Source organism: Agromyces lapidis (assembly GCF_009749405.1).
In the GTDB taxonomy this organism is placed as follows: Bacteria; Actinomycetota; Actinomycetes; order Actinomycetales; family Microbacteriaceae; genus Agromyces; species Agromyces lapidis.
In genome coordinates this window covers 542,685-569,280 of the sequence record NZ_WBIQ01000002.1, presented here as the reverse complement: position 1 = coordinate 569,280, position 26,596 = coordinate 542,685, and the positions used below count along the sequence as shown (strand labels likewise).

Below are 26,596 nucleotides of genomic sequence, written 5' to 3'. Positions count from 1 at the left end.
GCGCCACCGAGGTGGGGGGCGTCGGCTCCGTGGTGACCGGGCCTCGCTGCGCATCCGTTGCAGTCACGTTTGTTAGTAAACCTTACGAACAAACCAGACGCAAGTGTTCGACACGACTTCGCGCCTGCGTTACCGATTCGTGATCTACGCGACGCCGACGCGTGAATCGGATGCCACGGCGCGATCCTCGCCCCGCGCATCGAGCCGCCCGCCGACGGCGCGCAGAGCCGCCAGGATCGCGATGAGGTCGACCACTTCCTGGAGCAGGGCGCCGATCGTCGCCGGAATCACGCCGAAGGCCGCGATGATCATGAGCCCCACGCTCACGATGATCCCGATCCAGATGCTCTGCAGCGCGATGCGCACGGTGTCGCGCCCGATCTCGACGGCCTTCGCCGTCCGCGAGATGTCGTCGACGAGGATCACCGCCGAGGCCGACTCGCTCGCCGCCGTCGCCCCCTTCGCCCCCATGGCGATGCCGACGTCGGCGGCCGCGAGCACGGGGGCGTCGTTCACGCCGTCGCCGACCATGATGACGGGCCGCGCGGCCACCGCGGCGACCTCGCGCACCTTGTCGCCCGGCAGGCAGTCGGCGCGCACGCGCGTGATGCCCAGCTCCGCCGCGATGTGGTCGGCGGTCGCCTGCGCGTCGCCCGTCAGCATCATCGTGTCGTGCACGCCGAGCTCGTCGAGCCTCGCGAGCGTCGTCTTCGCGTTCGCGCGCAGGCGGTCGCTCGCGAGCAGGGCGCCGGCGTAGCGCCCGTCGACCGCGACGTACACGGCGAGTTCACCCGGCGCGATGGCCGTGCGCCGCGCCTCGGGGGCCTGCGCCCGCACGAACGCGAACTTCCCGACGACCACCTCGCGGTCGCCGAGCTTCGCCGTCACCCCGTTCGTGGCGGCCTCGCGCGCCCACTCGGCCTCCGCGAGCGACAACCCCTGCTGCTTCGCCGCCTCGATCATCGAGGCCGCGAGCACGTGCGAGGAGTACTGCTCGGCCGAGGCGACGAGGCCCAGCAGCTCGTCGGCCGAGAAGCCGGACTCGGGCCTGATCGCCACGAGCTTCGGCGCCCCGTGCGTGAGCGTGCCCGTCTTGTCGAACACCGCGGTCTTCGCCCGCGCGAGCAGCTCGAGCACTCCCCCGCCCTTGACGATCACGCCGTTGCGCGCGGCCCGGCTCATGCCGCCGATGAAGGCCACCGGCGCGGCGATGAGCAGCGGACACGGCGTCGCGAGCACGAGCACCTCGGCGAATCGCACCGGGTCGCCCGAGACCCACCATGCGACGCTCGCGAGCGCGAGCGAGAACACCGTGAAGGGCACGGCGTAGCGGTCGGCCAGTCGCACGACCGGCGCCTTCGACTCGGCGGCCTGGGCGACGAGCGACACGATCTGCTGGTATTGGCTGTCGCCGGCCGTCGCGGTGGCCACGATCTCGACGGCCGCCTGCCCGTTCACCGATCCGCTCAACACGGCGTCGCCGCGCTGCTTCTCGGCCGGCACGCTCTCGCCCGTGAGCGACGACTCGTCGAAGGCGGCCTCGGCCGAGTGCAGTTCGCCGTCGACGGGCACGATCTCGCTCGGCCGCACGAGCAGCCGATCGCCCGGTCGCACCTCGTCGACGTGCACGTCGACGAGGTCGTCGCCGTCGAGGCGGTGCGCGAGCTGCGGCGAGCGCGTCAGCAGCGCGTCGAGCTCCCGCTTGGCGCGGCGATTCGCGTAGTCCTCGAGCGCGGCGCCCCCCGTGAGCATCAGCACCACGAGGAGCGCGGCGATGTACTCGCCGACGAGCACGGTCGCGACGATCGCGGTGATGGCGAGGATGTCGAGGCCCCAGTGGCCGCGGAGGATGTCGCGGACCATGCCGACCGCCTGCCAGGCGGCGACGACGAGCGCGTAGCCGCTGAAGATCCACGGCACGGCGGCGCCCGCGCCGGCGAGCGCGAGCACGATGCCGAGCGCCCCGATCGCGACCGTCAGCGTGACGACCCAGTACCGGCGGGCGAGCTTCAGCGTGCGAGCCATGCTCCCATCCTGCCCTGCTCGACCGTGCGAACCGGGGAAGCACGACGAAGGGCGGATGCTGGGAAGCATCCGCCCTTCGGATCGATCACCGCGGTCGCGGCGCCCGATTACGCGCCGAGGCGCGCCTTGAGGTTCGCGTCGATGGAGTTCAGGAACTCCTCGGTCGTCTGGTAGGCCTGCTCGGGGCCGACGAGGAGCGCGAGGTCCTTCGTCATTGCACCCGACTCGACCGTCTTGATGACGACGTCCTCGAGGGTGGCCGCGAAGTCGATGAGCTCCTGGTTGCCGTCGAGCTTGCCGCGGTGCGCGAGGCCGCGCGTCCAGGCGTAGATCGAGGCGATCGGGTTCGTCGAGGTGGGCTTGCCCTGCTGGTGCTGGCGGTAGTGGCGCGTGACGGTGCCGTGCGCAGCCTCGGCCTCGACGACCTTGCCGTCGGGCGTGGCCAGGACCGAGGTCATGAGGCCGAGCGAGCCGAAGCCCTGCGCGACGGTGTCGGACTGCACGTCGCCGTCGTAGTTCTTGCACGCCCAGACGTAGCCGCCCTCCCACTTGAGGCTGGCCGCGACCATGTCGTCGATGAGGCGGTGCTCGTAGGTGAGGCCGGCCTCGTCGAACTTCGCCTTGAACTCGGTGTCGAAGACCTCCTGGAAGAGGTCCTTGAAGCGGCCGTCGTAGGCCTTCAGGATCGTGTTCTTCGTCGAGAGGTAGACGGGGTAGTTGCGCGAGAGGCCGTAGTTGAGCGAGGCGCGCGCGAAGTCCTTGATCGACTCGTCGAGGTTGTACATGCCCATCGCGACGCCCGAGCCCGGCGACTGGAAGACCTCGAACTGCTGCGGCTCCGAGCCGTCCTTCGGGGTGAAGGTCATCGTGAGAGTGCCCTCGCCCTCGAAGCGGAAGTCGGTGGCTCGGTACTGGTCGCCGAAGGCGTGGCGGCCGACGATGATCGGCTTGTTCCAGCCGGGCACGAGGCGCGGGATGTTCGAGATGATGATCGGCTCGCGGAAGATGACGCCGCCGAGGATGTTGCGGATCGTGCCGTTGGGCGAACGCCACATCTTCTTGAGGCCGAACTCCTCGACGCGCGCCTCGTCGGGCGTGATCGTCGCGCACTTGACGCCGACGCCGTGCTTCTGGATGGCGTGCGCCGCGTCGACGGTGATCTGGTCGTCGGTCTCGTCGCGCTTCTGGATCGAGAGGTCGTAGTACTCGAGGTTCACGTCGAGGTACGGGTGGATGAGCTGGTCCTTGATGGCCTGCCAGATGATGCGGGTCATCTCGTCGCCGTCGAGCTCGACGACGGTGCCTTCAACCTTGATCTTGGACAAGTTGAGTTCTCCTTGGATCTCTCGGGGAATTTGAGGAAGTCTCGTGGGCGGACACGCCGTCTGCCAGCTTACCGCGTCGGCAGAATATCTCGACATCGAGACAACAGAGCGGTGCTCCGGTCGCGCGGACGACGCCGTCGCGCCCGCTCGGGGTCGACTCAGGGACATCCCTGCTACCGACCTCGCGCATCACGGGTTAGCCTTGGCGCTATGGCTGAGCTGAGACTGGAAGACTTGTCCGCGTCGAACATCGTGGCCGCGAACTCGTTGTCGCTGAAGCCCGGCCAGGAGCAGTTCATCGCGCCGGTCACCTATTCGGCCGAGGCCTCGGTCGTGAACCCCGAGACCGCTTGGCAGCGCGTCGCGCTGCAGGGCGACCGCGTGATCGGCTTCATCCACGGCAACTTCGACCCCGAGAACCCGCACGAGGAGTTCCGCGCCTGCATCTGGCGCATCAACGTCGACGCCGACGTGCAGGGCAAGGGCGTCGGCCGATTCCTCGCCACCGCACTCGCCGAAGAGGCCAAGCGCCGCGGCTTCGACCGCATCACGGTGCTGTGGGAGCCCGGCGACGAGGGCCCCGAGGCGTTCTTCCACCGCGTCGGCTTCGTCGACATCGGCGAGACGGCCTACGGCGACGTGATCGGCGCACTCGAGCTCTGAGGCCAGTGGTCCGCGCACTCCCCGAGCAGCCGCCCGGGTTCGTCGACGCGGTGCTCGCCGTCGTCGACGACATCCCGCCGGGCTGCGTCGCCACCTACGGCGACGTCGCGGCGATGCTCGGTTCCCGCGGCGCGCGCGCCGTCGGCCAGGTGATGGCGAGATACGGTGCGGATGTCCCGTGGTGGCGCGTGATCCGGGCGGGTGGACGCCCACCCGCGGGGCACGCCGAGCGGGCCCGCCCGCACTACGAACTCGAGGGCACCCCGCTGCGCCCGTCGGCTGACGACGACGGCTACCGCATCGATCTCGCCGCGGCGCGCTGGCGGCCGTGAGCTGACGCAGCGGCTCGCCGGCCGGGCCCCGAACCGGACTCAGTCGGTCGCGCCGAGCGGGATCCGGACCGTGATCGTCGTGCCAGAACCCGCAGGGCTCTCGATCGTCAGCTCACCGCCGACGGCGTCGACCCGGTCCGCGATGCCGAGCATGCCGCTTCCCTCGGGCGCGGCGCCGCCGACGCCGTTGTCGCGCACGACGAGCTCGAGCGTGTGATCGACGAGGTGCGCGCGCACCCAGCCGCGGGTCGCCTGCGCGTGCTTGGCGACGTTCGCGAGAGCCTCGGCCACGACGAAGTACGCCGTCGACTCGATCACCTCGGGCAGCCGGCCCTCGGCCTGCACGTCGATCTCGACGGGCACCGGGCAACGACCCGCGAGCTCGGGCACGGCGAGCGCGAGCCCGCCCGAGGAGAGCAGCGAGGGGTGGATGCCGTGGGCGAGTTCGCGCAGCTCCTTCAGCGCGTCGTTCAGCATCGCGATGTTGCCGTCGAGCTCGACGCCGAGCGGTTCGATCCCGCGGTCGCGGGCCTGGTTGGCGGCGAGCCGCAACCGCATGCCGAGCGAGACGAGGTGCTGCTGCGCTCCGTCGTGGAGGTCGCGTTCGATGCGGCGCCGAGCCTCGTCGCCGGCCTCGACGATGCGGGCGCGCGACTGACGCACCTGCTCGAGGGTGCGCTCGATCTCGGAGCGCAGGCGCCCGTTGTCGACCGAGAGCCGGAGAGCGCTCGAGACCCCGTCGAGCAGGCGCATGTTGTCGGTGAGTACCCGGTCGTGCCGGATGAGCGCGATCGGCATGCCCGTCGGCGAGGCCACCGGCAGCAGGCTGTGGTCGCCGTTGCGGTCGGCGGGGTCGTGCTCGATGGGATCGCCCGAGGCATCCGCGTACCGGCCCCGCTCCTCGTCCCACCAGTAGACCCGCACCGAGGCGTCGCGAAGGGTGCGCGCGAGTGATTCGGCCCAGAGTCCGCGGTCGGCACCCTCGCGGGTGATGCGCATCAGGTCGGCGACGCGGGCGCGCATGTTGCGCGTGTGCGAGATGCCCGCGACGAAGCTCACGGGGATCGAGGCGATCGCGACGAGCGACACGGTCGCGAGCACCTGCGGGGCGGTCGCGTTGGCCGCGTACGTCACGGCCTGCGCGGCGAGCGTCGTCGCCCAGGCCAGGAGGGCCAGGGGCATGAGGAACGCCACCGTCCGTGCGGGAACGCTGCCGCGGATCCAGCGCACGAGGAAGCGCACGGAGATGACGAGCGCGAGGACGACGCCGATGAAGCGGTAGCCGAGGTCGATGACCCCGGCCATGACGGGGGCGTCGATGATGCGGTACGGGTTCGGCGCGCAGTCGCAGAGCGCGGCCGGCGGCTCGGCGAGCAGCACGGTGCCGAGCAGGTAGCTCACCGAGGCCACGAGCGCGATGGCCCCGAGCACCCGGGCGAGGCGGTCGCCGAAATCGCCGCGGGGGTAGAGCAGCACGAGGATGCCAGTGAGCAGGCCCCACCAGAGGTGCACGCCGTAGAGCAGGGGCCAGAGCCACCCGAGGTCCTCGATGACCCGGAGGAAGGGAAGCGGGATCCACACGACCGGGAAGAGCACCATGAGGCGTGCCGGCACCGGGGAGGGCCCGATCGCCCAGGCGACGCCCGCGCAGGCCGCGAACACGAGCGGCACCATCGCGTGCAGGGTGGCGTAGCTCACCTCGGGGCGCTCGGACTCGGGGGACACGAGGAACCCCGTGATCTCCATCGTGAGGCTCAGCGCGACGACCGCGGCGATGGCGATCGTGCGCTTGATGATCCGGCCTCGTCGGCCGGGGGCCATCACCTCGCGCCGAGGAGCGTCAGCACCGCGAGCACCCGCCGGTGGTGCTCGGGCGACTCCTCGAGATCGAGCTTCTGCAGGATCGAGCGGACATGCGTCTCGACCGTCTTCAGGCCGAGGAAGAGGGTCTGCGCGATGCCGCCGTTCGAATAGCCCTGGGCCATCAGTTCGAGCACCGATCGCTCGCGCTCGGTGAGCCGCGCGAGCGGGTCGTCGGCACGGGTGCGGTGCACGAGCTGCTCGACCACCTCGGGGTCGACGACCGACCCGCCCGAGGCGACGGTCTCGACGGCGCGCACGAGGGTCTGCGGTTCGGAGACCCGCTCTTTCAGGAGGTAGCCGGTGCCGCTGCCTGCGCCCATCACGCGCAGGGCGTACTCGGGCGTCGCGTACATCGAGAGCAGCAGGACGCCGATCGTCGAGCCGCTCGCCCGGAGCGACTCGAGTGCGACGATGCCCTCGTCGCGGTAGCTCGGCGGCATGCGGATGTCGAGCACGGCCGCGTCGACCCCGCCCGCGCGCACGACCTCGACGAGCTCCTCGCCCGTTCCGACCGAGGCGACGACCTCGAGCCCACCGCCCTCGAGCACCTTCGCGATGCCCTCGCGGAGGAGGAGCGCGTCGTCGGCGATGGCGACCCGCAACGGTCGAGACGTCTCGTCCATGGGCACCTCCACTTCGCCGACCCGGGCACCGAACCGATTCGATCCGAGCCGTCAAACGGGCACGGGCGACCGAACCGGTCGCCCCCGCCTGTCGTGACTGTATCGCGTTCGGCGCTCGCGGCGCTCCCCCGCTTCAGGGGGTACCCGGATCCCCGCGGCCCCTCGACGTGGCAAGCTGCCCGTGCGACGTGCGTGCCGACGAGGGTTCAGGGTGTGCACCCAGTCGGATTCGTGGTCGTTCCTGATCCGGACGACGAGGGCCTCGGCGAGTATCGGTCACATGTTCGGCGCAACCCCCACCCCCACTCCCACGCTCGAGCGCACTCGGCGCTCCGGGCCCCGTCGTCGCAGCGCCCTGCCCGCCCCCGAGCTCCCGCCCCGCCGCGAGCTCGTCCGCCGCGAAGTCGCCGCCGATGCCGCCAGGATGCGGATCGCCGAGCTCGTCGAGGCGCACGGCAGCCCGCTCCTGGTGCTCGACACCGATCGGATCGCGACGCGACTGCTCGCCCTGCGGCGCGAGCTGCCCGGCGTGCACCTCCACTTCGCGCTCGGCGCGCTCCCGCACCCCGCCGCGATCCGAGCGGTGCACGCCTTCGGCGCTGGCTTCGACGTCGCCTCGCGAGGAGAGATCACGCTGCTCGAGCGCGAGGGCGTGCCGCTCAGGCACGTCGTGCACGTCGACCCCGTCAAGCGCGTCGACGACCTCACGAGCGCCTACCTCCGGGGCATCCGGACCTTCGTCGTCGATGCCCGCTCGGAGGTCGCGAAGTTCGCCGGTCTCCCCCGCGACGTCGCCGTGCTCGTGCGACTCGCGTTCCCCGGCGGGGAGTCCGGGTCGGGTGTCTCCCCCGAGCAGGCGCCCGCACTCGTGGCCCACTGCCGACGGGTCGGACTCCGGGTCGCGGGCTTCACCTTCCATCTCGGCGACCGGCAGCGCGACCCGGCGGTCTGGGAGCGCGCGATCCGCGGTTCGCTCGCCCTCATCCGCTCGCTCGAGCGCCGGCACGGCACACGTTTCGAGATGCTCGACCTCGGCGGCGGGCTCCCCCTCGCCGACGACCCGGCCGCCGCGTTCCACGGGGTCGCCGCACGCATCAGGGCCGCACTCGCGGGCGCGCCCGCGCACCTGCGGCTGGTGATCGCCCCCGGCCGGTTCGTCGCCGCACCCGCGATGACCCTCGTCGCGCGCGTCGTCGCCGGCGCCGACCGCTCCGACGGCCGATGGCTCGCCCTCGACTGCGAGGTGCACGAGTTCCTCCCTGCGATGCGACACGACGACCGCCGCCCGGTCTTCGCCGCAGAGGAGCTCGGCAGCCAGCCGCTCCCCGACGGCGCGACCGATCGCGCGACCCGTCGGCTCCTCACCCGGCACCGGGTGCCGACGACCCTCGTGGGTCCGGCGAACGACCGTCGCGACGTCGTCGCGCGAGACCACCCGCTGCCGCCGCTCGGCGTTGGCGACCTCGTCGTGAGCCCCGGCATGGGGGCGTACACGATCCGGGCCACGACCGGATTCGACGGGAGCGCGGTCGCCCCCGTGGTGGTCGCGCCGCGCTGAGACGGTGGGCCCACGACGACGGATGCCTCGCGCCCGAGTGGGGCGCGAGGCATCCGTCTGCCGTGGTCGCGGCGCGCTGCGCGCGAGCCGCTCAGACGAGCGAGTCCCGCCAGGCCGCGTGCAGCGCGGCGAAGCGGCCGGTGCCGCCGATGAGCTCGGCGGGCGCGCCGTCCTCGACGATGCGGCCGTGTTCCATGACGAGCACCCGATCGGCGATCGCGACCGTCGAGAGACGGTGCGCGATGATCACCGCGGTGCGGTCGGCGAGCAGCTTCGTCAGGCCCTCCTGCACGAGTCGCTCGCTCGGGATGTCGAGCGAGCTCGTCGCCTCGTCGAGGATGAGCACCGCGGGGTTCGCGAGGAAGGCGCGGGCGAACGAGATCAGCTGCCGCTGGCCCGCGCTCACCCGGCCGCCGCGCTTGTTCACGTCGGTGTCGTAGCCGTTCGGCAGCCCCTCGATGAACTCGTGCGCGCCGACGGCCTGCGCCGCCCGCACGATCTCGTCGAAGGTCGCGTCGGGCTTGCCGAGCGCGATGTTGTCGGCGACCGAGCCCGAGAAGAGATACGCCTCCTGCGTGACCATGACGATCGCGCGCCGCAGGTCCTTCGGGTGGAGGTCGCTGAGGGGCACGCCGTCGAGCGAGACGACGCCGTCGCTCGGGTCGTAGAAGCGCGCGATGAGCTTCGCGAGCGTCGACTTGCCGGCGCCCGTCGACCCGACGAGGGCGATCGTCTGCCCGGCCGGGATGTCGAGGTCGAAGCGCGGCAGGATGACCCGGCCCTGCGTGTACGCGAACTCGACGCCGTCGAAGCGCACCTGCCCCTCGGCGTTCCAGAGGTCGACGGGCTTCGCGGGGTCGGGCACGCTCGGCTCCTCCTCGAGCACGCCCGAGATCTTCTCGAGCGCGGAGGAGGCCGACTGGTACCCGTTGTAGAACATCGCGAGGTCCTCCATCGGGTCGAAGAAGCGCTTCGTGAAGAGCACCGCCGCGAGGAGCACGCCGACCCCGAGCGTGCCGTCGATGACCCGGAACCCGCCGAGCACGATCGTCACCGCGACCGCCGCGTTGCCGATGAGCGCGAGGCCCGGGTTGAACACGGCGAAGAGGCCCAGCACCTTCGCGTTGACATCGCGGTAGTCCTCGACGAGGCCGCCGAACTCCTGCTCGTTGCGGCGCTCCTTGCGGAACGCCTGCACCGCGCGGATGCCGGTCATCGTCTCGACGAACTGCACGATGAGCTTCGCCGACGCAACCCGCGAGCGCCGGAACAGCGCCTGCGAGCGCACCTGGAACCAGCGGGTCAGGATGCCGAGCGGGATGAGCGCGACGAGCAGCACGAGCCCCGACTGCCAGTCGAGCAGCAGCAGCGCGATCGCGGTGAACACCATGTACATGAGGCCGCGCACGAGCATCGTGAGCCCCTCGTCCATCAGCTCGCGGATCGCGTCGAGATCGCTCGTCTGCCGCGAGATGATGCGGCCCGAGGTGTACGACTCGTGGAACTCGAGCGAGAGCTTCTGCGTGTGCAGGAACACGCGGGTCCGCAGGTCGATGAGCACGGCCTGGCTGATCCGCGCCGACATCCTGATGTAGACGGAGATGAGGAACGCGCCCACGAGCCCGGTGAGCAGGTACGCGAGTCCGGCGAATGCCGCAGGCATCCAGTCCTGCTCCATGAGCGCGGGGATGCCCTGGTCGATCCCGTACGCGATGATCACGGGGCCGGCGACCTGCGCGGCCGACGAGACGACGACCGCGGCCGCGGTCAGCCAGAGCTTGCCCTGCTGGGGTCGCAGGAGCGAGCCCAGCAGGCGCCGCGAACGGGCCCGGATCTGCCGCGACTCCGCCTTCGAGTAGTCGTTGCGCTCTTCTCCCTGCACGCCGGTGACGCTCATGATGCCGCCTCCTCTCGCATCGACTCGGATGCTTCGTCAGCATCGCCTCCGCCGTGGCGACGCTCGTCGTCCTCGAGGCTCGAGATGACGAATCGGTAGTGCTCGCTCTCGCGGAGCAGTTCGGAATGGGTGCCGACCGCGGTCACGCGGCCCGCCTCGAGCAGCGCCACCCGGTCGGCGAGCATGACCGTCGACGGGCGGTGCGCCACGATGAGGGCGGTGGTGTCGGCGAGCACCGAGCGGAGCTCGGCCTCGACGCGCGCCTCGGTGGCGACGTCGAGCGCCGACAGCGGGTCGTCGAGCACGAGCACCGCGGGCTTCGCCGCGACCGCACGGGCGAGCGCGAGCCGCTGCCGCTGGCCTCCCGAGAGGCTCATGCCCTCTTCGCCGACCTTCGTGTCGACGCCCTCGGGGAGGTCGTAGGCGAAGCCGGCCTGCGCGATGCGCAGCGCCTCGTCGAGCACCCGCTCGGCCTCCGCCTGCACCGCGGGCTCGTCGCCCGCGAGCTCGGGGCGGCCGAGCAGCACGTTGTCGCGCACGGAGGCACTGAACAGCGTCGCGTCCTCGAAGGCCATCGCGATGTGACGGCGCAGCTCTTCGCGGGTGAAGGCCCGCACGTCGACCCCGTCGAGCTCGACCGAGCCGCCCGTGACGTCGTAGAGGCGGGTGGTGAGCGCCGTCATGGTCGTCTTGCCCGAGCCCGTGAGCCCGACGAGCGCCATCGTCTCGCCCGGCTCGACCACGAGCTCGACGCCGTCGAGCAGGTCGCCGAAGCGATCGGGCGAATCCTGGTAGCGGAAGTGCACGTTCGAGAACGCGAGCTCGCCGCGCGGCCGCTCGTCGTGCTTCGGCTCGGCCGGGTCGACGATCGTGTTCTCGCTGTCGAGGATGTCGAAGAAGCGATCGGTCGCGGTGCGCGCGTCGAGCGCGAAGGCGAGCATGAAGCCGATCGACTCGATCGGCCACGCCAGCACCGCCGCCGTCGCGAAGAACGCGACGAGCTCGCCCACCGTGAGCTGTCCGTTCGCGGCCAGCCAGACGCCGACCACGAGGCACAGCGCGAGCGCCACCGTCGGCACCACCATGATCCAGACCCAGATGTTCGCGTCGAGGCGCGCCTTCTCGATCTCGGTGCGGCGCAGCGACTCGGCCTGGGCGCGGAAGCTCGAGAGGGCGTGCTTGCCCCGGCCGAACGCCTTCAGCACGCGGATGCCGTGCACCGACTCCTCGACCGCGGTGGCGAGGTCGCCCTGCTGGTCCTGGCTGAGCCGCGACTTCTCGGAGTAGCGCCCCTCGAACCGCCAGCCGGCCCACCACAGGGGGAGCGAGCAGACGAGGAAGATGAGCCCGAGCATCCAGTTCATCGACATGAGGATGCCGACGCCGACGCCGATGATCACGAGGTTCGCGCCGGTGAGCACGAGCCCGAACGAGAGCCATCGGCGGATCAGGCCGAGGTCGCTGACCGCGCGCGAGAGCAGCTGGCCGCTCGGCCAGCGGTCGTGGAAGCTCACCGGCAGGTCCTGCAGCTTCGCGTAGAGCGCGTTGCGCATGCGCGCCTCGACCTTCGTGCCTGGGCCGACGACGAGCCAGCGCCGCAACGCGTAGAGGAGCGCCTCGGTGGCGCCGAGACCGAAGACGAGCAGCGCCAGCGGCACGACCGCCGAGGCATCGCCGTCGGCGAGCGGACCGTCGACGATCTGCTGGAGGACCTGCGGGATCGTCAGCGCGATGAGTTGCGCGACGAGCGCCGCGGCCATGCTCGCGGCGAACGCCGGCATCGCCGGCCCCGCATATTCACGCAGGCGCCAGAGCGCGCGAAGCGCCCCGAGCTGCTCGTGCGCGGGTGGTTCGGTCGCAGCGGGCTGCTGCGGCTGGACGGTGTCGGACAAAGCCGGATTCCTCTCGGAGGGGTGGCCGGTCGGGGTCGCGGCAGGGCGACGACCGGCGGAGAACGAACGGAGAGCATGGACGCGGAGCGCGTCAGGCGCGGGCACGGCCGCGCAACGTGCAGGCTGAGCGCCTGCGGGGCTGTCGGGGGCGCTACCCCGCGGACCGCGCGACCGGGGACGTACGGCGGGCAGCGCCATCGACCGCGACCTGGCGGGCGTTGATGTCTGTCTGCATGGTGTCCTCCTGCGTCATCGTCTTCGATACCCTCGGGGCCGCTCGCGTAGGGCTGCGGCGGCCAGCCCTTCAGAATATGGGGTTCGCGCGCTGGCATGCAAGACCCTGATCCGGAGTAGAGTGTGCGAATTCGTCGCCACGCGGGTTCGCGTGCCGCCGCCGCATCGAGGCGACCGCATGCCCGGCCCTGCACCGCCCGCGTGCCGTCCCGATCGATGAGGAGCCCGCGTGGGAAGTGCACGGACGGCGTTCGCCCGCGCGAACGCCCGTCTCGGGGTGCTCAGCGGCATTGCGGCCGTGGTGCTGCTGCTCTCGGGCATCGGCACCGCCTCGCTCGGCACCCTCGCCGGGGCCGCGGCGGGCGGGCTGCGCACCGGCCTCGAGTCCGCGACCGGCGCCGCGGGCGCCGCACGCTGGCAGATCCGGCTCGCGAACGATGCCGCCGCGCAGTCGGAGGCGGCCGCCGCAGTGCTGGACCGCATGCTCGTGCCCCACGGCGCGGCGTGGCAGCGGAGTGCGCAGGCGCTGCCGACCCCGGCGAACGCGGGCGGTGAGTCGTTCGAGGCGCTGCTCACGGCCGACCCCGCCGTCGCGGAGCGCGCCGAGCTGGTCGAGGGCGAGTGGCCCGGCACCGGCTCGTCGACGCCCGATGCGGGCGCACCGGATGCCCTGCCGACCGCGGTGAACGCCGCCGCCGCAGCGGAGCTCGGGCTCGAGCAGGGCTCGCTCGTGACCGTCGACGACGGCCCGACGCTCGTCGTCGTCGGCATCTGGGAGCCCGCGGACCCGACCGATCCCGCCTGGTTCGGCGACCCCGTCGTGGCGACCGGGTTCGCCGACGGGGCCGCAGGGCCCTTCCTCGTCGACGAGTCGGCCGTCCTGGCCGCCCCGTCGGCTGCGGTCGTGCGCTGGACCGCGGTCGTCGACCCCGCGACCATGACGCCCGACGATGCCGCGGCGCTGCGGGCGCAACTACCCGACGTCGAACCCGCCCTCCGCAATCAGGACGACATCGGCTCGAGCGGTCTCGCCGCCTCCGGCGGCCTCCACGGCACGCTGTCCCGGCTGCTGGCCGGTCTCGGTGCGGTGCGCGCGCTCGCCCCCGTTCCCGTGCTGCTGCTCGCGATCGCCGGTGTCGCCGCGCTCGCCCGCCTCGCAGCGCTCCTCGGCGCCGCGCGCCGCGGCGAGACCCTGCTGCTCCGGGCGCGCGGGGCGTCGGCGACGCGCCTCGCCCGCGACACGGCGGTCGAGGTGATCGCGGTGGGGATCCCGGCCGCCGCGCTCGGCGCGATCTCCGCCGAACTCGCCCTCGGTCTCCTCCGTCCCGGTGAGGTGCGGATGCCCGCGATCGCCTGGCTGGTCGCGGCGACGAGCGTCGTGATCGCGGTGCTGCTCGTCGCCGGCCGCGCCTTCACCGAGGCGCGTCGGCCGGTCCAGCGCGGTTCGGGCGACGAACAGGGCCGGATGCCCCGGACCGCCGTCGCGGGCGGCGTGGTGCTCATCGCGGTCGCCGCCGGGATCTCGCTGTGGCAGTTCCGGCTGTACGGCTCGCCGCTCGTGACGGGGGCGTCCGGCGCGGTCGAGGTCGATCCGCTCGCGGTGCTCGCCCCCGTGCTCGTGCTGCTCGCGCTCTCGCTCCTCGCGCTCGGCCTCGCACGCCCGATCGGGGCGCTCTTCGAGCGGCTGGCCGCCGCCCGGCCCGCGCTCATCCCGGCCCTGCCGATGCGGCAGCTCGCGCGTCGCGGCTCCCTGTTCGCGTCGGCCTCGCTCGTCACGATGATCGCCGTCGCGGGCCTCACGCTCGCCGCAGTGTTCGCGGGCGCCTGGCAGTCGGTCGACCGCCACGCCGCCGCGCTCGCGACCGGCGGCGAGGTCCGCGTCTCGTTCCCCGGCCGCGATGTCGTGCGCGGACCCGACCCGCTCGCGACCGGCGAGCTCTTCGCCGAGGTGCCCGGCGTCGTGGCCGACGGTCCGGTCTTCCGCGGCGAGGTCCGGCTCGGCTCCGACGCGGCGACGCTCGTCGGCGCTCCTGCGAGCGGAATCGAGGCGTTCGCCCCCGGCACCGGACTCGCCGCCGCGGCCGACGATCTCGCACCCTCGGCGGAGGCTGCGGCAGCGCCGCTGCCCGACGGCGCTGCGACGCTCGAGGTCGAGGTCGGCGTTCGCGCGCCCGGGGGCACACCGGGCCGGGTCGGCGTCTGGGTCTGGCTCCTCACCGGCGACGGGGCCGCGATGCGACTGCCCGCAGGCTCGGTCGACATCGCCGCCGGAGGGGGCGTGGCCGAACTCGAGCTTCCGGATGCCGCGGGCCTCCGCCTCCTCGGCCTCTCGGCCGGGCTCGTCGACTCCCCCGGCGCCCGAGGCGTCCAGGTCTCCTTCGGCGGACTCGGCGTCGACGGCGCGACCCCCTCACGAGAACTCGCCGGCGACCTCGAGACCGTCGAGCTCTCCGCGAGCGACCCCGAGGCGCGGGCGCCGCTCGCCGGCGGCGGCGAAACGCTGCCGATCGTGCTCGGCGCCGAGCTCGCGACCCGCATCTCGGCCGGCGTCGGCGACGCCGTGGACTTCCGCATCGTGACGGGCGGCGCCGAGATCGACGCCGTCGTCGCGGGGGTCGTCCCCGCCGTCCCCACGGCGGGCGGCAACGCCCTCCTCGTTGACCTCGGCGCGCTCGAGCGAGCCGCCTTCGACGCCGACGCCGGCGTGCCGCAGTTCGGCGAGCGCTGGCTCGCGTCGAGCGACCCCGTGGCGAGCGCGGAGTCGATCGATCGCGAACAGCGCACCGCCGCGACGTCGACGACCCGGGCCGACGCCTCGTCGGCCCAGCTGATCACTCCGGCGATCGCGACGTTCTGGCTCGGCGCGGCCGGCGCCCTGCTCTTCGCCCTCATCTCGCTCCTGGCGCTCGCGAGTGCCCTCGCCGGCAGCCGCTTCGGCGAGATCGTGGTGCTGCGCGTGCTCGGCGTCGCACCGCGGGTGCAGGCCCGCGCGCGATTCGCCGAGCTCGCCGCGACCGTGCTCGCCGCGATCGCCATGGGTGCCGTCATCGGCGGGATCACCGCGTGGCTGACCGCCCGCGAGCTCGCCCGCGCGACGATCGCCGACGCCCCCGCCTCGCTCGAGGCGACGCTCGGGGTCGAGCTCTGGCCCTGGCTCGCCGGGCTCGCCGCGTTCGCGCTGCTCGCCGCGCTCGTCGCCGCGTCGGCCGCCCGCGCGGTGCGACGCACGGCGAGCCGCCCCGGCCTCAGGGAGGAGGAGCGATGAGCGCTCGGCACCACTCGGCGCTGACCCCGGTCGGCCTCTTCCGCCGGCAGTTCTTCGCCGCTCCGTTCGCCTCGGTCATGCTCGCACTGCTCGTCGCCGCGGGGGCCTTCCTCGCGACGGCGCTCCCCCGCGCCGTCGCGGCGATGCACACGGCCGCGCTGGCCGAGCACCTCGCCGACTTCCCGGCGCGCGAACTCGACCTGCTGTCGGCGAACCGATCGGCGCTCCCCGACCTCGGACCCTCGAGCGGCGGCACGACCCTCGCCGACGACGTCGATGCGCTGTGGGGCGGGCAGGAGGAACGCCTGCTCGCGATCGGCGAGCAGATGCCCGACGAGCTCGCGCGCGTGAGCGACGATCCGCTGCAGGTGGTCATCGCCGGTCCCAACTCGGCGAAGCCCGACGGGGCGGGGCCGGGCTCCACCGACTACGTGCTGTACGCGGGCTTCGACCCCCGCCTCGACGAGCACGTCGAGCTCACCGCAGGCGCCTGGCCGACTGCACTCGATGCGCCGCCCCCGCCGGCCGAGCCCGAGGGCGAACCCGGCTCACTGCCGATGCCCGAGCCGCCGACCGCACCGGCACCCAGCGCGAAGCCGCTCGAGTTCATCGCCGCCGAGCCGGTCGCCCGCGAGATGCACTGGGAGATCGGCCAGGAGCGCAGCATCCCCCTCGGCACCGCCTCGCAGCGCGTCGTGCTCGTCGGCACCTTCGCCGCGAAGGACCCGGGCGACGGCTTCTGGACCCACCTGCCCGTGCCGCTCGAACCCTCGGTCGCCTTCACCGCCGACGGCACCCTGCGCATCACCGGGCTCGGCTTCGCGCACCCGAACTCGTGGGCGGCGCTCGAGCGCTCGCAGCTGCCGACCACGCTCGAGATGTGGTTCCCCGTGGCCGACGACCGCATCCGCGCCGACCGCTCGGCCGAACTCCGCGGCGACCTCGACGAGTTCACGAGCGTGGGCTACCCGGTCGGTTCGGGCGAGTGGGACTTCTACTTCTCGACCGTCGGCGTCGTCGGATTCTCGAGCGGGCTCGGCGACGCCCTCGCAACGGCAGCGGCGGCGGCCGGTGCGAGCGACACCGTGCTCGCGACCGTCGCCTCCGGCCCCATCGGCGTGATGGTCGCGGTGCTGGTGCTCGGTGCACGCGTCGTGTTCGAGCGGCGCAGGCAGGGGCTCGAGCTGGCCGCGGCCCGCGGGGCGTCGACCGGCCAGCTCCGTGGCATCCTCGCCGTCGAGGGCGCCGTCATCGGCGTGCCGGCGGCGGTGCTCGGCGCCGTGCTCGGCACGCTCGCCGTGCCCGCCGACGGCGGCGCGGCCGGCCTCGTGATCGCGGCGCTCTTCGCCCTGACCCCGGCGCTGCTCCTCGTGAGCTCCGCACCGGCGCTGAGCCCGCTCCGCCGCGCACGCGCCGACTTCGCGACGCGCGGGGGCGGACGAGTCAGGTGGATCCTCGAGGCGCTCGTCGCGATCGTCGCCGTGGCCGCGGTGGTGCTGCTCCTCCGACGCGGCCTCGCGACCTCAGCGGGCGAAGTCGGCGTCGATCCGCTGCTCGCGGCGGTGCCCCTCCTCCTCGCGCTGCTCACCTGCCTCATCGTGCTGCGCCTCTACCCGCTGCCGCTCGCCGCGATCGTGCGTGCCGCCTCGCGGGGCCGGGGCCTCGTGGCCTTCCTGGGTTCGGCGCGCGCGCTGCGCGACCCCTCCGCGGGCGTCGTGCCCGTGCTCACCGTGGTCGTGGGCGTCTCGGTCGCGATGTTCTCCGCGGTGCTGCTCGGCACCGTGCAGACCGGCGTCGACCGCGCGGCCGATGCCCGCGTCGGTGCCGACGCCGCGGTCGCCGGCGTGCCGTTCACACTCGAGCAGCAGGAGGCGTTCGCGGCCGTGCCCGGGGTCGAGGCGATCGCCCCGGTGTATGCAACCGACTCGATCCAGGTCGGCATCGACGGGCGGCTGCGCACCACGACGCTGGTCGTCGTCGACTCCGAGGAGATGCGCGCCGTGCAGGCCGGCCGCTCGGGGGCGACGCCGCTGCCCGAGGGGCTCTCGGAGACGGGCGCCGAAGCGGTGCCCGTGGTCATCTCGAAGGTCATCGCCGACTCGATCGAGGGCGCCGAAGAGGTCGAGCTCGATCGCGATGCGTTCGAGGTGCTCGGCGTCGTCGACGGCCGCACCGCGTTCTGGCCGCGCACGAGCTGGGTGCTCATGGATCGCGCCAACGCCGACGGCTTCGTCGGCACCTTCGTGCCCGATCGGGTGCTCGTGCGCTTCGAACCCGGAGCCGATGCCGCGGCCGTCACCGCCGAGCTCGGTGAGATCGCCGGCGAGGGCGCCACCGTGACGACCCCGACGATGCTGCGCGACGAGCTCGCCTCGACGTCGGTCACCCAGGGGCTCGTGGTCTCGCTCATCGGCGCGATCGTGCTCTCGAGCCTGCTCACGGCGCTCGCGATCGTGCTCACCCTCGTGGTCGGGCGCCCGGCGCGCGAACGCCTCCTCCCGCTGCTCACGACGCTCGGGCTGCGTCGTCGCGGCGAGCGGGCGCTCGTCGCGTGGGAGGTCGGCCCGGTCGTGGTCGTGGCGCTCGTCGCCGGTGCGCTGCTCGGGGTCGTGCTGCCGTTCGTGGTGCTGCAGGGCATCGACCTCCGTGCCTTCACGGGTGCGGACCAGCAGCCGGGGGTCGTGTTCGACCTCCGGCTGATCGGCGCGGTGCTCGTGGGCTCGGTACTCGTCACCGGCCTCGCCGTGCTGCTGGCGTCGCGCGTCGGCGGCGAGGCGAGCGCGGCGCGCGCCATGCGCAAGGAAGAGGAGGGCTGACCCATGCCGATCGACCAGGAACCGCACATCCTGTGCACCGACCTCGTGCGCATCTTCACCGCCGACGGCGTCGAGGTGCAGGCGCTGCAGGGCCTCAACCTGCGGGTCGACTCGGGCGAGATGGTCGCCGTCGTGGGCGCCTCGGGCTCGGGCAAGTCGACCCTGCTGACGATCCTCTCGGGGCTCGACACCGCCACGGCCGGTGTCGCCAGGGTCGCGGGCCACGACCTGTTGACGATGGGGTCGCGCGAGCGGGTCGCCTACCGCCGGCGCACGGTCGGGTTCGTCTGGCAGCAGACGTCGCGCAACCTGCTGCCGTACCTCACCGCGGCCGAGAACGTCGCCCTCGCGATGAACGTGGCGCGCACGCGCCGCGGCGCCGGTCGCGCCCGGCGCGTCGACGAGCTGCTCGGGCTCCTCGAGGTCGGCGCCGAGCGCGACCGGCGCCCGGCGGAGCTCTCGGGCGGACAGCAGCAGCGGGTCGCGATCGCCGTGGCGCTCGCGAACGACCCCCTGGTGCTGCTCGCGGACGAGCCGACGGGCGAGCTCGACGAGGCCATGTCGTCGGCGGTGCTCGAGGCGATGCGCAGCGTCAACGACGAGCTCGGCGTGACGACGCTCATCGTCACCCACGACCCGGCGGTGTCGGGCCATGTCCGGCGCACCGTGCAGATCCGCGACGGCCGCACCTCGACCGAGGTGCTGCGCTCGACCCGCGTCGACGAGCACGGCGAGGAGCAGCACGTCGCCGAGGAGTTCGCGGTGCTCGACCGCGTCGGGCGCCTCCAGCTGCCGCAGGACTTCATGCACAGCCTCGAGCTGAGGGACCGCGTGCGCCTCGCGCTCGAGAGCGATCACGTCGGCGTCTGGCCCGGTCATGAGCGACGGCCGGATGCCCCGACTCCCCCGCCATCCGCGACGCCACCGTCGTCCGCGACGCCCCCGCGCCGGGCGCGGCACGCCGCCGGCCCCGAGGCATCCGATCGAACCGAGGAGGAACGATGAGTGCGCTGCGCGCAGAATCCGTCAGCCGGGTCTTCGAAGGCCGCGGCGGCGCCGTGCATGCGGTCGACGGAGTGTCGCTCGAGGTGCACCCCGGTGAGCTCGTCGTGGTCACCGGCCGCTCGGGCGCCGGCAAGACGACCCTGCTCAACCTGCTCGGCGGCCTCGACCGCCCCACCTCGGGAACGGTGCTGCTCGGCGACGACGACCTGTCGACGCTCGGCGAGGAGGCGCTCGCCGCCGTGCGCCGAGACCGGGTCGGCTACATCTTCCAGTCGTTCGGGCTCATCCCCGTGCTGTCGGCCGCCGAGAACGTCGAGGTCCCGCTCCGGCTCCAGCGCACCCCGCCCGCCGAGCGCTCCGCACGGGTCGCCGAGGCGCTCGAGCTCGTGGGGCTCGGCGGCCACTCGGCCCAGCGTCCGTACGAGCTCTCCGGCGGTCAGCAGCAGCGCGTCGGCATCGCGCGGGCGCTGGCCGCGCGGCCGCAGCTGCTGCTCGCCGACGAGCCCACGGGGCAGCTCGACAGCGGCACGGCGACGACGGTGATGGATCTCATCGGCGACCTCGTGCACGCCCAGGGCGTCGCCGCCGTCGTGACCACCCACGACGCGGCCCTCGTGAGCCGTGCCGATCGCGTGATCGAGCTCCACGACGGCCGCGCCGTCGACTGACCCTTCCGGCTGCTCGTGCAGGAGAATGGGCGTCATCCTCGCTGTGAGGCAGGCATCGGGCCCATTTTCCTGCACACGCAGCGCCGCGCCGGGCACGGCCGGGCACGGCCGGGCAGGGCGACGGCTCAGCGCACCCGCACCGACAGGCAGGTCACGCAGCCCTCGAGCTTCTCGAACTCGCTGATGTCGACGGTCACCACCCGGTAGCCGAGTCCCGCGAGCATCGCCGCGGTCTGCGGCGCCGACGCCGACATGAGCAGCGAGGTGGCCGACAGCGCGACGACGGCGACGCCCTCGGGCTCGGGTACCGGCAGGAACCGCGGGAACAGGCCGGTCACGTCGAGCAGCGCCGGGTCGCCGATCACCGTTCCGTCGGGCAGTGCGGTCGCGGCGCTCTTCAGGTGCAGCGCCTTCGACATCGGCACGCCGACCACCGTGTAGCCGTGCGGTGCCAGGAGTTCGCGGAGCTGGCGGATGCCCTCGGCGTTCGTGCGCGAGGAGGCCCCGACGTAGACGACGTCGCCGACCTTCAGCACGTCGCCGCCGTCGAGGGTACCCGGCTCCTCGATGCGTGCGACGCTCAACCGCGAGATCGAACGCACCGCCCGCTCCACGGCCTCGACCTCGGCGCGGCGCGACTCCGCGCCGGGCAGGGTGAGCACGGCGAGGTCGTCGAACATGACGACCGTGTCCTCGACGAACACCGAGTCGGCCAGATCGGGGGCGGCATCGACCTCCACGGTCTCCCACCCCTCGGCGACGAGCGCGGCGCAGTAGTTGTCCCACTGCTCGTCGGCGCGCGCCTGGTCGACGGGTCGACGTTCGAGATGGGTGAGCTCGGCCTCGTCGAGGTTCGAGGCGGGGATCCGCACGAGGGCGATCCTGCGCGGCTCGCGGACCGGGGCGTAGCTGAGGACCCCGTGCACGACGCGCGGCGCGAGCAGCACCTGACCGAGCACGACGGCGATCACGAAGATCAGGTTGAGGCTCACGAGCGAGCCGATGACGAAGAGGAACGCCTGCGGCCCGAACGGCGATCGGGCGGTCAGCGCGACCATGATCGTCGTCGCGACGAGTGCCGCGAGGCAGGCCGAGGTGAACCCGGTGATCAGTGCGAGGAACCACACCCGGGTCGCGCCGAGCGAGTTCGCGATCGAGAGCAGACCCCATGCGAAGAAGGCGGCGAGCGCGAAGTGCCCGAACACCTGCGCGAAGACGGTCGGCGACTGCCCGTTGCCGATGAAGAACGCGAGCACCGCGACGCTCATGGCGATGATCGCGACGACCGCCGCGGAGACGAGGGCCGCCGCCGCCCGGCGTCCGCGAGTCGCCACCGGCGTGAAACGAGCCGCGGAGCGAGATGCGGGCAGGGTCGAAGCCGGCGGAACGGGGGAGGTCATGGCACGAGCCTACTGGCCGGTCGGATGCCTCGGGGTCCGCGCTCCCCCCACCCTCGCCGCTCGCCGCCCCGCAGCTCGCCGCCTCGCGGCTCGCCCCTCCGCTCGCGCGCACCTGCACACGCGAAACGCCCGTCGCCGCCCGACGATGCTTCGCGAGCGGACTCGCGACACCGCCGGGCGGCGACGGGACGTGGTGACCGGAGCCCCGGCTCAGCGACCGGCGTCGAGGCGGGCGCGGGCGAGCCGCTCGGCGGCGTCGAGCGTCGTCGAGCCCGTCGCCACGGCGTCGTGCAGCACGGCGCCGACCACGTCGCCGATGCCGGCGATGCGCGCATCGAGCGCGGCCTGGTCGGCGTCGGGCTGACCGGCGACGTCGAGGTAGATCACGCCACCGGCGTTGACGACGAAGTCGGGTGCCCAGACGATGCCGCGGTCGCGCAGCAGGACGGCGACCTCGCGCGAGGCGAGCTGGTTGTTGGCGGCGCCGACGACGGCGCGCACCCGCAGTTCGTCGACGACGGCGGGCGTCAGCACGCCGCCGAGGCCGCAGGGCACGAACACGTCGGCCTCGACGCGGTGCGCCTCGGCCGGGTCGACCCAGGCGGCGCCGAGCTCGTCGGCGAGGGCGCGCTTGTGCTCCGCGACATCCGTCACCGTGAGGCGGGCGCCCGCGGCGGCGAGGCTGCGCGCGAGGCGACCGCCCACCTGGCCGAGGCCCGAGATGACGAAATGCCGACCTGCGGCGTCGTTCGAGCCGAAGACGTGGCCGAGCGTCGCGAGGATCGAGGCGTGCACGCCCGCGGCGGTCGCATCGGCGGGCTCGCCGACGCCGCCCTGCTCGGGCGGCAGGCCGCAGACGTGCTCGGTGCGCTCGTGCACGACGGCCATGAGCTCGGCGCTCGTGCCGACGTCTTCTGCGGTCATGTAGGCGCCGCCGAGCGACTCGACGGCGTCGCCGAGGTCGAGCATCGCGTCGCGGCGCTGCGCCTCGTCGAGCACGACGCCGGCCGGGACCGCGACGACCGACTTGCCGCCGCCGCGCATGAGACCCGCAGCGGCGTTCTTCATCGTCATGGCCTGCGAGAGGCGCAGCGCGTCGGCGAGGCCGTCGGTCCAGTGCCCGTAGTTCCAGACGCGGGCACCGCCGAGCGCCTGGCCGAGGCGCGTGGAGTGCACGGCGACGATGACGGTGAGTCCCGAGCGGGGACCGCGGGTGATGAGCACCCGCTCATGGTCGGGGGCGTCGCTCGGAAGGGTGGCGCTGACCTCGGCGGGCACCGCCGGGGCGTGGGTGATCGACATCGATCGTTCTCCTCGAATCATCCGCTTCGTGGGCGGAACCTGCCCGCGCGGGGTGTGCGCAGGGTCGATCCAAGGGTACCGCCGCCCGGCATGCCGCCGCTCGCATACGGCTCACGCGACGCCCGCCGGCGCACCGGCGCCCGCGGCACCGTCAGATCAGTGGAAGAAGTGCCGTTCGCCCGTGAAGTACATCGCGACGCCGGCCGCCGCGGCGGCCGCGACGACCTCCTCGTCGCGCACGGAGCCGCCGGGCTGCACGACGGCCTTCACGCCCGCGTCGAGCAGGATCTGCAGGCCGTCGGCGAAGGGGAAGAACGCGTCGGATGCCGCGACCGAGCCCGCGGCGCGATCGCCCGCCCGCTCGACCGCGAGCTTGCAGGAGTCGACACGGTTGACCTGGCCCATGCCGACGCCCACCGAGGCACCGCCCGAGGCGAGCAGGATCGCGTTCGACTTGACCGCACGGCAGGCCCGCCAGGCGAACTCGAGGTCGGCGAGGGTCTCGGCGTCGACCGCCTCCCCCGCGGCCAGCGTCCACTCGGCGGCGGGGGCGAAGTGCCGGTCGGCCTGCTGCAGCAGCACGCCGCCCGAGATCTGCTTGAGCTCGACCGCGGTCGGCACGAAGCCCTCGGGCAGGGTGAGCAGGCGGATGTTCTTCTTCTGCGTGAGGATCTCGACGGCCTCGGCCTCGAATGCCGGCGCCACGAGCACCTCGGTGAAGATTCCTGCGACGGTCTCGGCCATCTCGCGGGTGACGGTGCGGTTCGCCGCGATCACGCCGCCGAACGCCGACACGGGGTCGCACTCGTGCGCGCGGCGGTGGGCGTCGGCGATCGGGTCGCCGGCGCCGGCGGCGGCCACGGCGATGCCGCACGGGTTCGCGTGCTTGATGATCGCCACGGCGGGCTCGTCGAAGTCGAAGGCGGCCCGCACCGCGGCATCCGCGTCGACGTAGTTGTTGTAGCTCATCTCCTTGCCGTGCAGCTGCACGGCCTGGGCGATGCCCGGCCGGCCGCCCTGCGAGGAGTAGATCGCCGCCTGCTGGTGCGAGTTCTCGCCGTAGCGGAGGTCGGCCTCCTTCGTCCAGGTGCCGCCGACCCAGGCCGGGAACGGCGAGACCTCGGCCGGCTGGTCGGGGGCGACCACGCTGCCGATCCAGGAGGCGACCGCGACGTCGTACGACGCGGTGTGCCGGAACGCCTCGCGCGCGAGCTCGCGACGCTGCGCGAGGGTCGTGCCGCCCGCGGCGAGCGCAGCCACGACCTCGTCGTAGCGCTCAGGCGAGACGACGACGGCGACGTTCGCGTGGTTCTTCGCCGAGGCACGCACCATCGCGGGGCCGCCGATGTCGATCTGCTCGACCACCGCATCGGGTGCGGCGCCCGAGGCGGCCGTCTCGACGAAGGGGTAGAGGTTCACGACGACGAGCTCGTACGGCGCGATGCCGAGGCCCGCGAGCTCCTGCTCGTGCGATTCGAGGCGCAGGTCGGCGAGCAGGCCCGAGTGCACGGCCGGGTGCAGGGTGCGCACACGCCCGTCGAGGTGTTCGGGGTAGCCCGTGACCTCGGCGATCTGCGTGACGGGGAGCCCCGCGTCGGCGATCGCCTTGGAGGTGCCGCCCGTCGAGACGATCTCGACGCCGGACTCGACGAGCGCGCTCGCGAGTTCGACGAGGCCGCGCTTGTCGCTCACGGCGATGAGCGCCCGGCGCACGGGCACCAGGTCGCGTTCGCGGTACAGGCTGGGGTCGATGGCGTGGCCGCTCATGATCGTGCGAGGTCCTTCAGGTCGAGGTGCGAATTGGCGATGTCGAGCACGGCCTGGATGAGCAGGCGCCGCTCGACGGGCTTGATGCGGTCGTGGAGGCTCGACTCGGTGTCGCCCGGCAGCACCGGGATGCGCTCCTGCGCGATGATCGGGCCGCCGTCGACGGAGTTGTCGACGACGATGAGGCTCGCCCCGGTCTGTGCGACGCCCGCAGCGAGCGCGTCGCGCACGCCGTGCGCGCCGGGGAACTCGGGCAGGTACGCGGGGTGCGTGTTGATGAGCTGCGGCGAGAAGGCGTCGACGACCGCGGGAGGCACGAGCCGCATGAGCCCCGAGAGCACGACGAGGTCGGGCTCCCAGCGACGCACCGCATCGATGAGCGCGGCGCCCCAGGCGTCTCGGTCGGGGTAGGCCGTGAACGGCACGGTGAAGGTCGGCACGCCGAACTCCTCGCCGAGCACGAGACCGGATGCCTCGCGGTCGGCGCCGATCGCGACGACCCGCGCCGGGAACTCGGCGTCTTCGGCGGCTTCGAGCAGGGCCCGGAGGTTCGAGCCTCCGCCGGAGATGAGGACGACGAGCTTCAGCACCCTTCGAGCCTACCGGCCGCCGGGGGCCGGCACGACGGCACGCGTCGCCCCGCGACTACCGTGCGAGAAACTCGGGTGCGGGCTCCCGGAGGCGCATCCACGCCGCCACGCCGCCCGCGATCGCGCCGACGCCGACCGTTGCGGCGGCGACGAGTCCGACGGCCCAGGGGTCGGGGCCGACGACGGCGAGGCGGCCGGGGCCGGCGGCGCCGCCCGACCACCAGGCGAGCAGTCCCATCACGAGGCCCGCGACGACGCCCGCACCCGCCCCGACCGCGACCGGATGCCACCAGGGCGCTGACGCGCCGGCTTGTGCGTCGCCGGGCGTCGCCCCGTCTGCGGCGCCGCGCCCGAGCACGAACCACGCCCCGACGAAGCCGAACACCACGGGGACCAGGAGCCAGAGCACCCCGAGCATGGGGGCGTCGCCCGGCAGCGCTCCGAGCAGGGGGATGCCGGGAACCGGTCCGAGCACGGTGCCGCCCGGTGCGACGGTCGTGCCCGCGCCGATCGCGATTCCGGGGCCGAGCAGCCAGGCCGCCGCCCAGATCACGAAGTTCGGGATGAACGCGAGCTCGACGACGGTGAGCAGGATGCCGCCGTCGACCCCCGCGCCGAGCGACTGGCTGAGACCCGCGATCGTCGCGTAGTCGACGGCGATGAGCACCGCCACGAGCACCGCCGCGACGCCGAGCACGCCGAAGGCGGCGGCGCCGCCGATGCGAGCTGCGCGGCGCACGGCGTCGACGCCGGCGGGCGGGAGTTCGCCGAGCCGCTCGCGAACCCAGCCGCCCGCGAGGTCTCCGTGGTTGGCCTCGCGGAGGGTCTCGAGCACGGCGCCGACGACGACGCCGATCGCCATCACGAACGCAGGCAGCAGGATCGCCTGCCAGAGCGATGCGTTCGCCGCTTCGCTGTCCGCGGCGAGGCCGAGCGTGCCGCCGACGAGCGCGTAGACCACGACCGCCGAGATCGATCCGGTGATCGAGTGCCCCGCGGCGGCCGATCGGCGACCGATGCGGCGACCGACGGCGACCGAGGCGAGGGCGAAGCCGAGCAGCGCGATCGTGATCGGGAATGGATCGCCGGCGCCGGGCAGCGCCATGCGCGCCGCGGTCACCGCGTCGAGCTGGAGCACGAGGTCGACCCCGTGCCCGAGCAGCCAGAGGTCGGCGGCGGCGCGGAAGAAGGCGACTGCGTCGACCGCGAGACCGAAGTGCACCGCCCAGACGACGAGGAGCGGCACGAGCACGACGCCGAGGCCGATGAGCGCCGAGACGGCGGCTTCGAGTGCGGCCAGCAGGGCGATCGTGGTACGTCTCATGACCTCGCCGAGCCTAGCGGAACCCGACGCCCGAGCCGCCCGCCACG

General features: G+C 73.1%; 18 protein-coding genes. 7 read left to right on the top strand and 11 right to left on the bottom strand.

Annotated elements, in window-relative coordinates; translation table 11 throughout:
• Nucleotides 1–144: 144 nt before the first annotated feature.
• Entirely contained in the window at nucleotides 145–2,025 is a 1,881-nt protein-coding gene (locus GQQ93_RS05960) for a heavy metal translocating P-type ATPase (protein ID WP_157423292.1), read from the bottom strand.
• Between the two features lie 107 nt (nucleotides 2,026–2,132).
• Entirely contained in the window at nucleotides 2,133–3,350 is a 1,218-nt protein-coding gene (locus GQQ93_RS05955; protein WP_157423291.1) for an NADP-dependent isocitrate dehydrogenase, read from the bottom strand.
• A gap of 210 nt (nucleotides 3,351–3,560) precedes the next feature.
• Here GQQ93_RS05955 and GQQ93_RS05950 point away from each other — a divergent pair, with 210 nt between their 5' ends.
• Nucleotides 3,561–4,013 (top strand): GNAT family N-acetyltransferase, encoded by a 453-nt coding sequence (locus tag GQQ93_RS05950; RefSeq protein WP_157423290.1) that lies wholly within the window; start codon nucleotides 3,561–3,563, stop codon nucleotides 4,011–4,013.
• Between the two features lie 5 nt (nucleotides 4,014–4,018).
• Nucleotides 4,019–4,345, top strand: a complete 327-nt coding sequence (locus tag GQQ93_RS05945; protein WP_212277260.1) for an MGMT family protein — start codon at nucleotides 4,019–4,021, stop codon at nucleotides 4,343–4,345.
• A gap of 39 nt (nucleotides 4,346–4,384) precedes the next feature.
• Here GQQ93_RS05945 and GQQ93_RS05940 read toward each other — a convergent pair whose 3' ends face one another.
• Nucleotides 4,385–6,166, bottom strand: coding sequence for a sensor histidine kinase (locus tag GQQ93_RS05940; RefSeq protein ID WP_157423289.1), 1,782 nt, complete (start codon nucleotides 6,164–6,166; stop codon nucleotides 4,385–4,387).
• Nucleotides 6,166–6,831 carry a response regulator transcription factor gene (locus tag GQQ93_RS05935; protein WP_157423288.1) on the bottom strand — a complete coding sequence of 222 codons (666 nt, stop codon included), beginning with the start codon at nucleotides 6,829–6,831 and terminating at the stop codon, nucleotides 6,166–6,168. Before GQQ93_RS05935 ends, GQQ93_RS05940 begins: the two co-directional genes overlap by 1 nt.
• A 280-nt stretch (nucleotides 6,832–7,111) precedes the next feature.
• On the opposite strand from GQQ93_RS05935, the gene GQQ93_RS05930 reads away from it, so the two are divergent.
• Complete coding sequence (locus GQQ93_RS05930) at nucleotides 7,112–8,389, top strand: type III PLP-dependent enzyme domain-containing protein (RefSeq protein ID WP_157423287.1); 1,278 nt, start codon at nucleotides 7,112–7,114, stop codon at nucleotides 8,387–8,389.
• Between the two features lie 91 nt (nucleotides 8,390–8,480).
• On the opposite strand, the gene GQQ93_RS05925 is transcribed toward GQQ93_RS05930, so the two are convergent.
• Both GQQ93_RS05925 and GQQ93_RS05920 read right to left on the bottom strand, forming a co-directional pair.
• Nucleotides 8,481–10,286: an ABC transporter ATP-binding protein gene (locus GQQ93_RS05925; protein ID WP_157423286.1), complete on the bottom strand. Its 1,806-nt coding sequence runs from the start codon at nucleotides 10,284–10,286 to the stop codon at nucleotides 8,481–8,483.
• A complete protein-coding gene (locus tag GQQ93_RS05920) occupies nucleotides 10,283–12,067 on the bottom strand; it encodes an ABC transporter ATP-binding protein (RefSeq protein WP_157423398.1) in 1,785 nt (594 codons plus the stop codon). The genes GQQ93_RS05925 and GQQ93_RS05920 overlap by 4 nt, the downstream gene beginning before the upstream one ends.
• Nucleotides 12,068–12,641: 574 nt before the next feature.
• Here GQQ93_RS05920 and GQQ93_RS05915 point away from each other — a divergent pair.
• The 4 genes from GQQ93_RS05915 to GQQ93_RS05900 are packed head-to-tail and all read left to right on the top strand — an operon-like array spanning nucleotide 12,642 to nucleotide 20,166.
• Nucleotides 12,642–15,677, top strand: a complete 3,036-nt coding sequence (locus GQQ93_RS05915; RefSeq protein WP_157423285.1) for a hypothetical protein — start codon at nucleotides 12,642–12,644, stop codon at nucleotides 15,675–15,677.
• Complete coding sequence (locus GQQ93_RS05910; RefSeq protein WP_157423284.1) at nucleotides 15,674–18,493, top strand: ABC transporter permease; 2,820 nt, start codon at nucleotides 15,674–15,676, stop codon at nucleotides 18,491–18,493. The genes GQQ93_RS05915 and GQQ93_RS05910 overlap by 4 nt, the downstream gene beginning before the upstream one ends.
• Before the next feature lie 3 nt (nucleotides 18,494–18,496).
• Nucleotides 18,497–19,498 (top strand): ABC transporter ATP-binding protein, encoded by a 1,002-nt coding sequence (locus tag GQQ93_RS05905; RefSeq protein ID WP_157423283.1) that lies wholly within the window; start codon nucleotides 18,497–18,499, stop codon nucleotides 19,496–19,498.
• Nucleotides 19,495–20,166, top strand: coding sequence for an ABC transporter ATP-binding protein (locus GQQ93_RS05900; protein WP_157423282.1), 672 nt, complete (start codon nucleotides 19,495–19,497; stop codon nucleotides 20,164–20,166). Before GQQ93_RS05905 ends, GQQ93_RS05900 begins: the two co-directional genes overlap by 4 nt.
• A gap of 125 nt (nucleotides 20,167–20,291) precedes the next feature.
• On the opposite strand, the gene ddaH is transcribed toward GQQ93_RS05900, so the two are convergent.
• The 5 genes from ddaH to GQQ93_RS05875 all read right to left on the bottom strand — a co-directional run bounded on the left by ddaH (nucleotide 20,292) and on the right by GQQ93_RS05875 (nucleotide 26,549).
• Nucleotides 20,292–21,566: a dimethylargininase gene (gene ddaH, locus GQQ93_RS18185; protein ID WP_281349877.1), complete on the bottom strand. Its 1,275-nt coding sequence runs from the start codon at nucleotides 21,564–21,566 to the stop codon at nucleotides 20,292–20,294.
• A gap of 210 nt (nucleotides 21,567–21,776) precedes the next feature.
• The gene (locus tag GQQ93_RS05890; protein WP_157423281.1) at nucleotides 21,777–22,868 is read right to left on the bottom strand and encodes a Glu/Leu/Phe/Val dehydrogenase family protein; all 1,092 of its coding nucleotides are present in this window, start codon (nucleotides 22,866–22,868) and stop codon (nucleotides 21,777–21,779) included.
• Between the two features lie 156 nt (nucleotides 22,869–23,024).
• Nucleotides 23,025–24,635 carry a bifunctional phosphoribosylaminoimidazolecarboxamide formyltransferase/IMP cyclohydrolase gene (gene purH / locus GQQ93_RS05885; RefSeq protein ID WP_157423280.1) on the bottom strand — a complete coding sequence of 537 codons (1,611 nt, stop codon included), beginning with the start codon at nucleotides 24,633–24,635 and terminating at the stop codon, nucleotides 23,025–23,027.
• Complete coding sequence (gene purN, locus GQQ93_RS05880; protein WP_157423279.1) at nucleotides 24,632–25,225, bottom strand: phosphoribosylglycinamide formyltransferase; 594 nt, start codon at nucleotides 25,223–25,225, stop codon at nucleotides 24,632–24,634. The genes purH and purN overlap by 4 nt, the downstream gene beginning before the upstream one ends.
• Nucleotides 25,226–25,280: 55 nt before the next feature.
• On the bottom strand, nucleotides 25,281–26,549 hold the full coding sequence (locus tag GQQ93_RS05875; protein WP_157423278.1) for a cell division protein PerM: 1,269 nt from the start codon (nucleotides 26,547–26,549) through the stop codon (nucleotides 25,281–25,283).
• Between the last annotated feature and the right edge of the window lie 47 nt (nucleotides 26,550–26,596).

Coding starts and splice junctions, on each gene's coding strand:
- GQQ93_RS05875 (WP_157423278.1), bottom strand. CDS start 26,549: ATGAGACGTACCACGATCGCCCTGCTGGCCGCACTCGAAGCCGCCGTC.
- GQQ93_RS05900 (WP_157423282.1), top strand. CDS start 19,495: ATGAGTGCGCTGCGCGCAGAATCCGTCAGCCGGGTCTTCGAAGGCCGC.
- GQQ93_RS05890 (WP_157423281.1), bottom strand. CDS start 22,868: ATGTCGATCACCCACGCCCCGGCGGTGCCCGCCGAGGTCAGCGCCACC.
- GQQ93_RS05920 (WP_157423398.1), bottom strand. CDS start 12,067: ATGCCGGCGTTCGCCGCGAGCATGGCCGCGGCGCTCGTCGCGCAACTC.
- GQQ93_RS05950 (WP_157423290.1), top strand. CDS start 3,561: ATGGCTGAGCTGAGACTGGAAGACTTGTCCGCGTCGAACATCGTGGCC.
- GQQ93_RS05910 (WP_157423284.1), top strand. CDS start 15,674: ATGAGCGCTCGGCACCACTCGGCGCTGACCCCGGTCGGCCTCTTCCGC.
- GQQ93_RS05925 (WP_157423286.1), bottom strand. CDS start 10,286: ATGAGCGTCACCGGCGTGCAGGGAGAAGAGCGCAACGACTACTCGAAG.
- purH (WP_157423280.1), bottom strand. CDS start 24,635: ATGAGCGGCCACGCCATCGACCCCAGCCTGTACCGCGAACGCGACCTG.
- GQQ93_RS05960 (WP_157423292.1), bottom strand. CDS start 2,025: ATGGCTCGCACGCTGAAGCTCGCCCGCCGGTACTGGGTCGTCACGCTG.
- GQQ93_RS05930 (WP_157423287.1), top strand. CDS start 7,112: ATGTTCGGCGCAACCCCCACCCCCACTCCCACGCTCGAGCGCACTCGG.
- ddaH (WP_281349877.1), bottom strand. CDS start 21,566: ATGACCTCCCCCGTTCCGCCGGCTTCGACCCTGCCCGCATCTCGCTCC.
- GQQ93_RS05935 (WP_157423288.1), bottom strand. CDS start 6,831: ATGGACGAGACGTCTCGACCGTTGCGGGTCGCCATCGCCGACGACGCG.
- GQQ93_RS05940 (WP_157423289.1), bottom strand. CDS start 6,166: ATGGCCCCCGGCCGACGAGGCCGGATCATCAAGCGCACGATCGCCATC.
- GQQ93_RS05905 (WP_157423283.1), top strand. CDS start 18,497: ATGCCGATCGACCAGGAACCGCACATCCTGTGCACCGACCTCGTGCGC.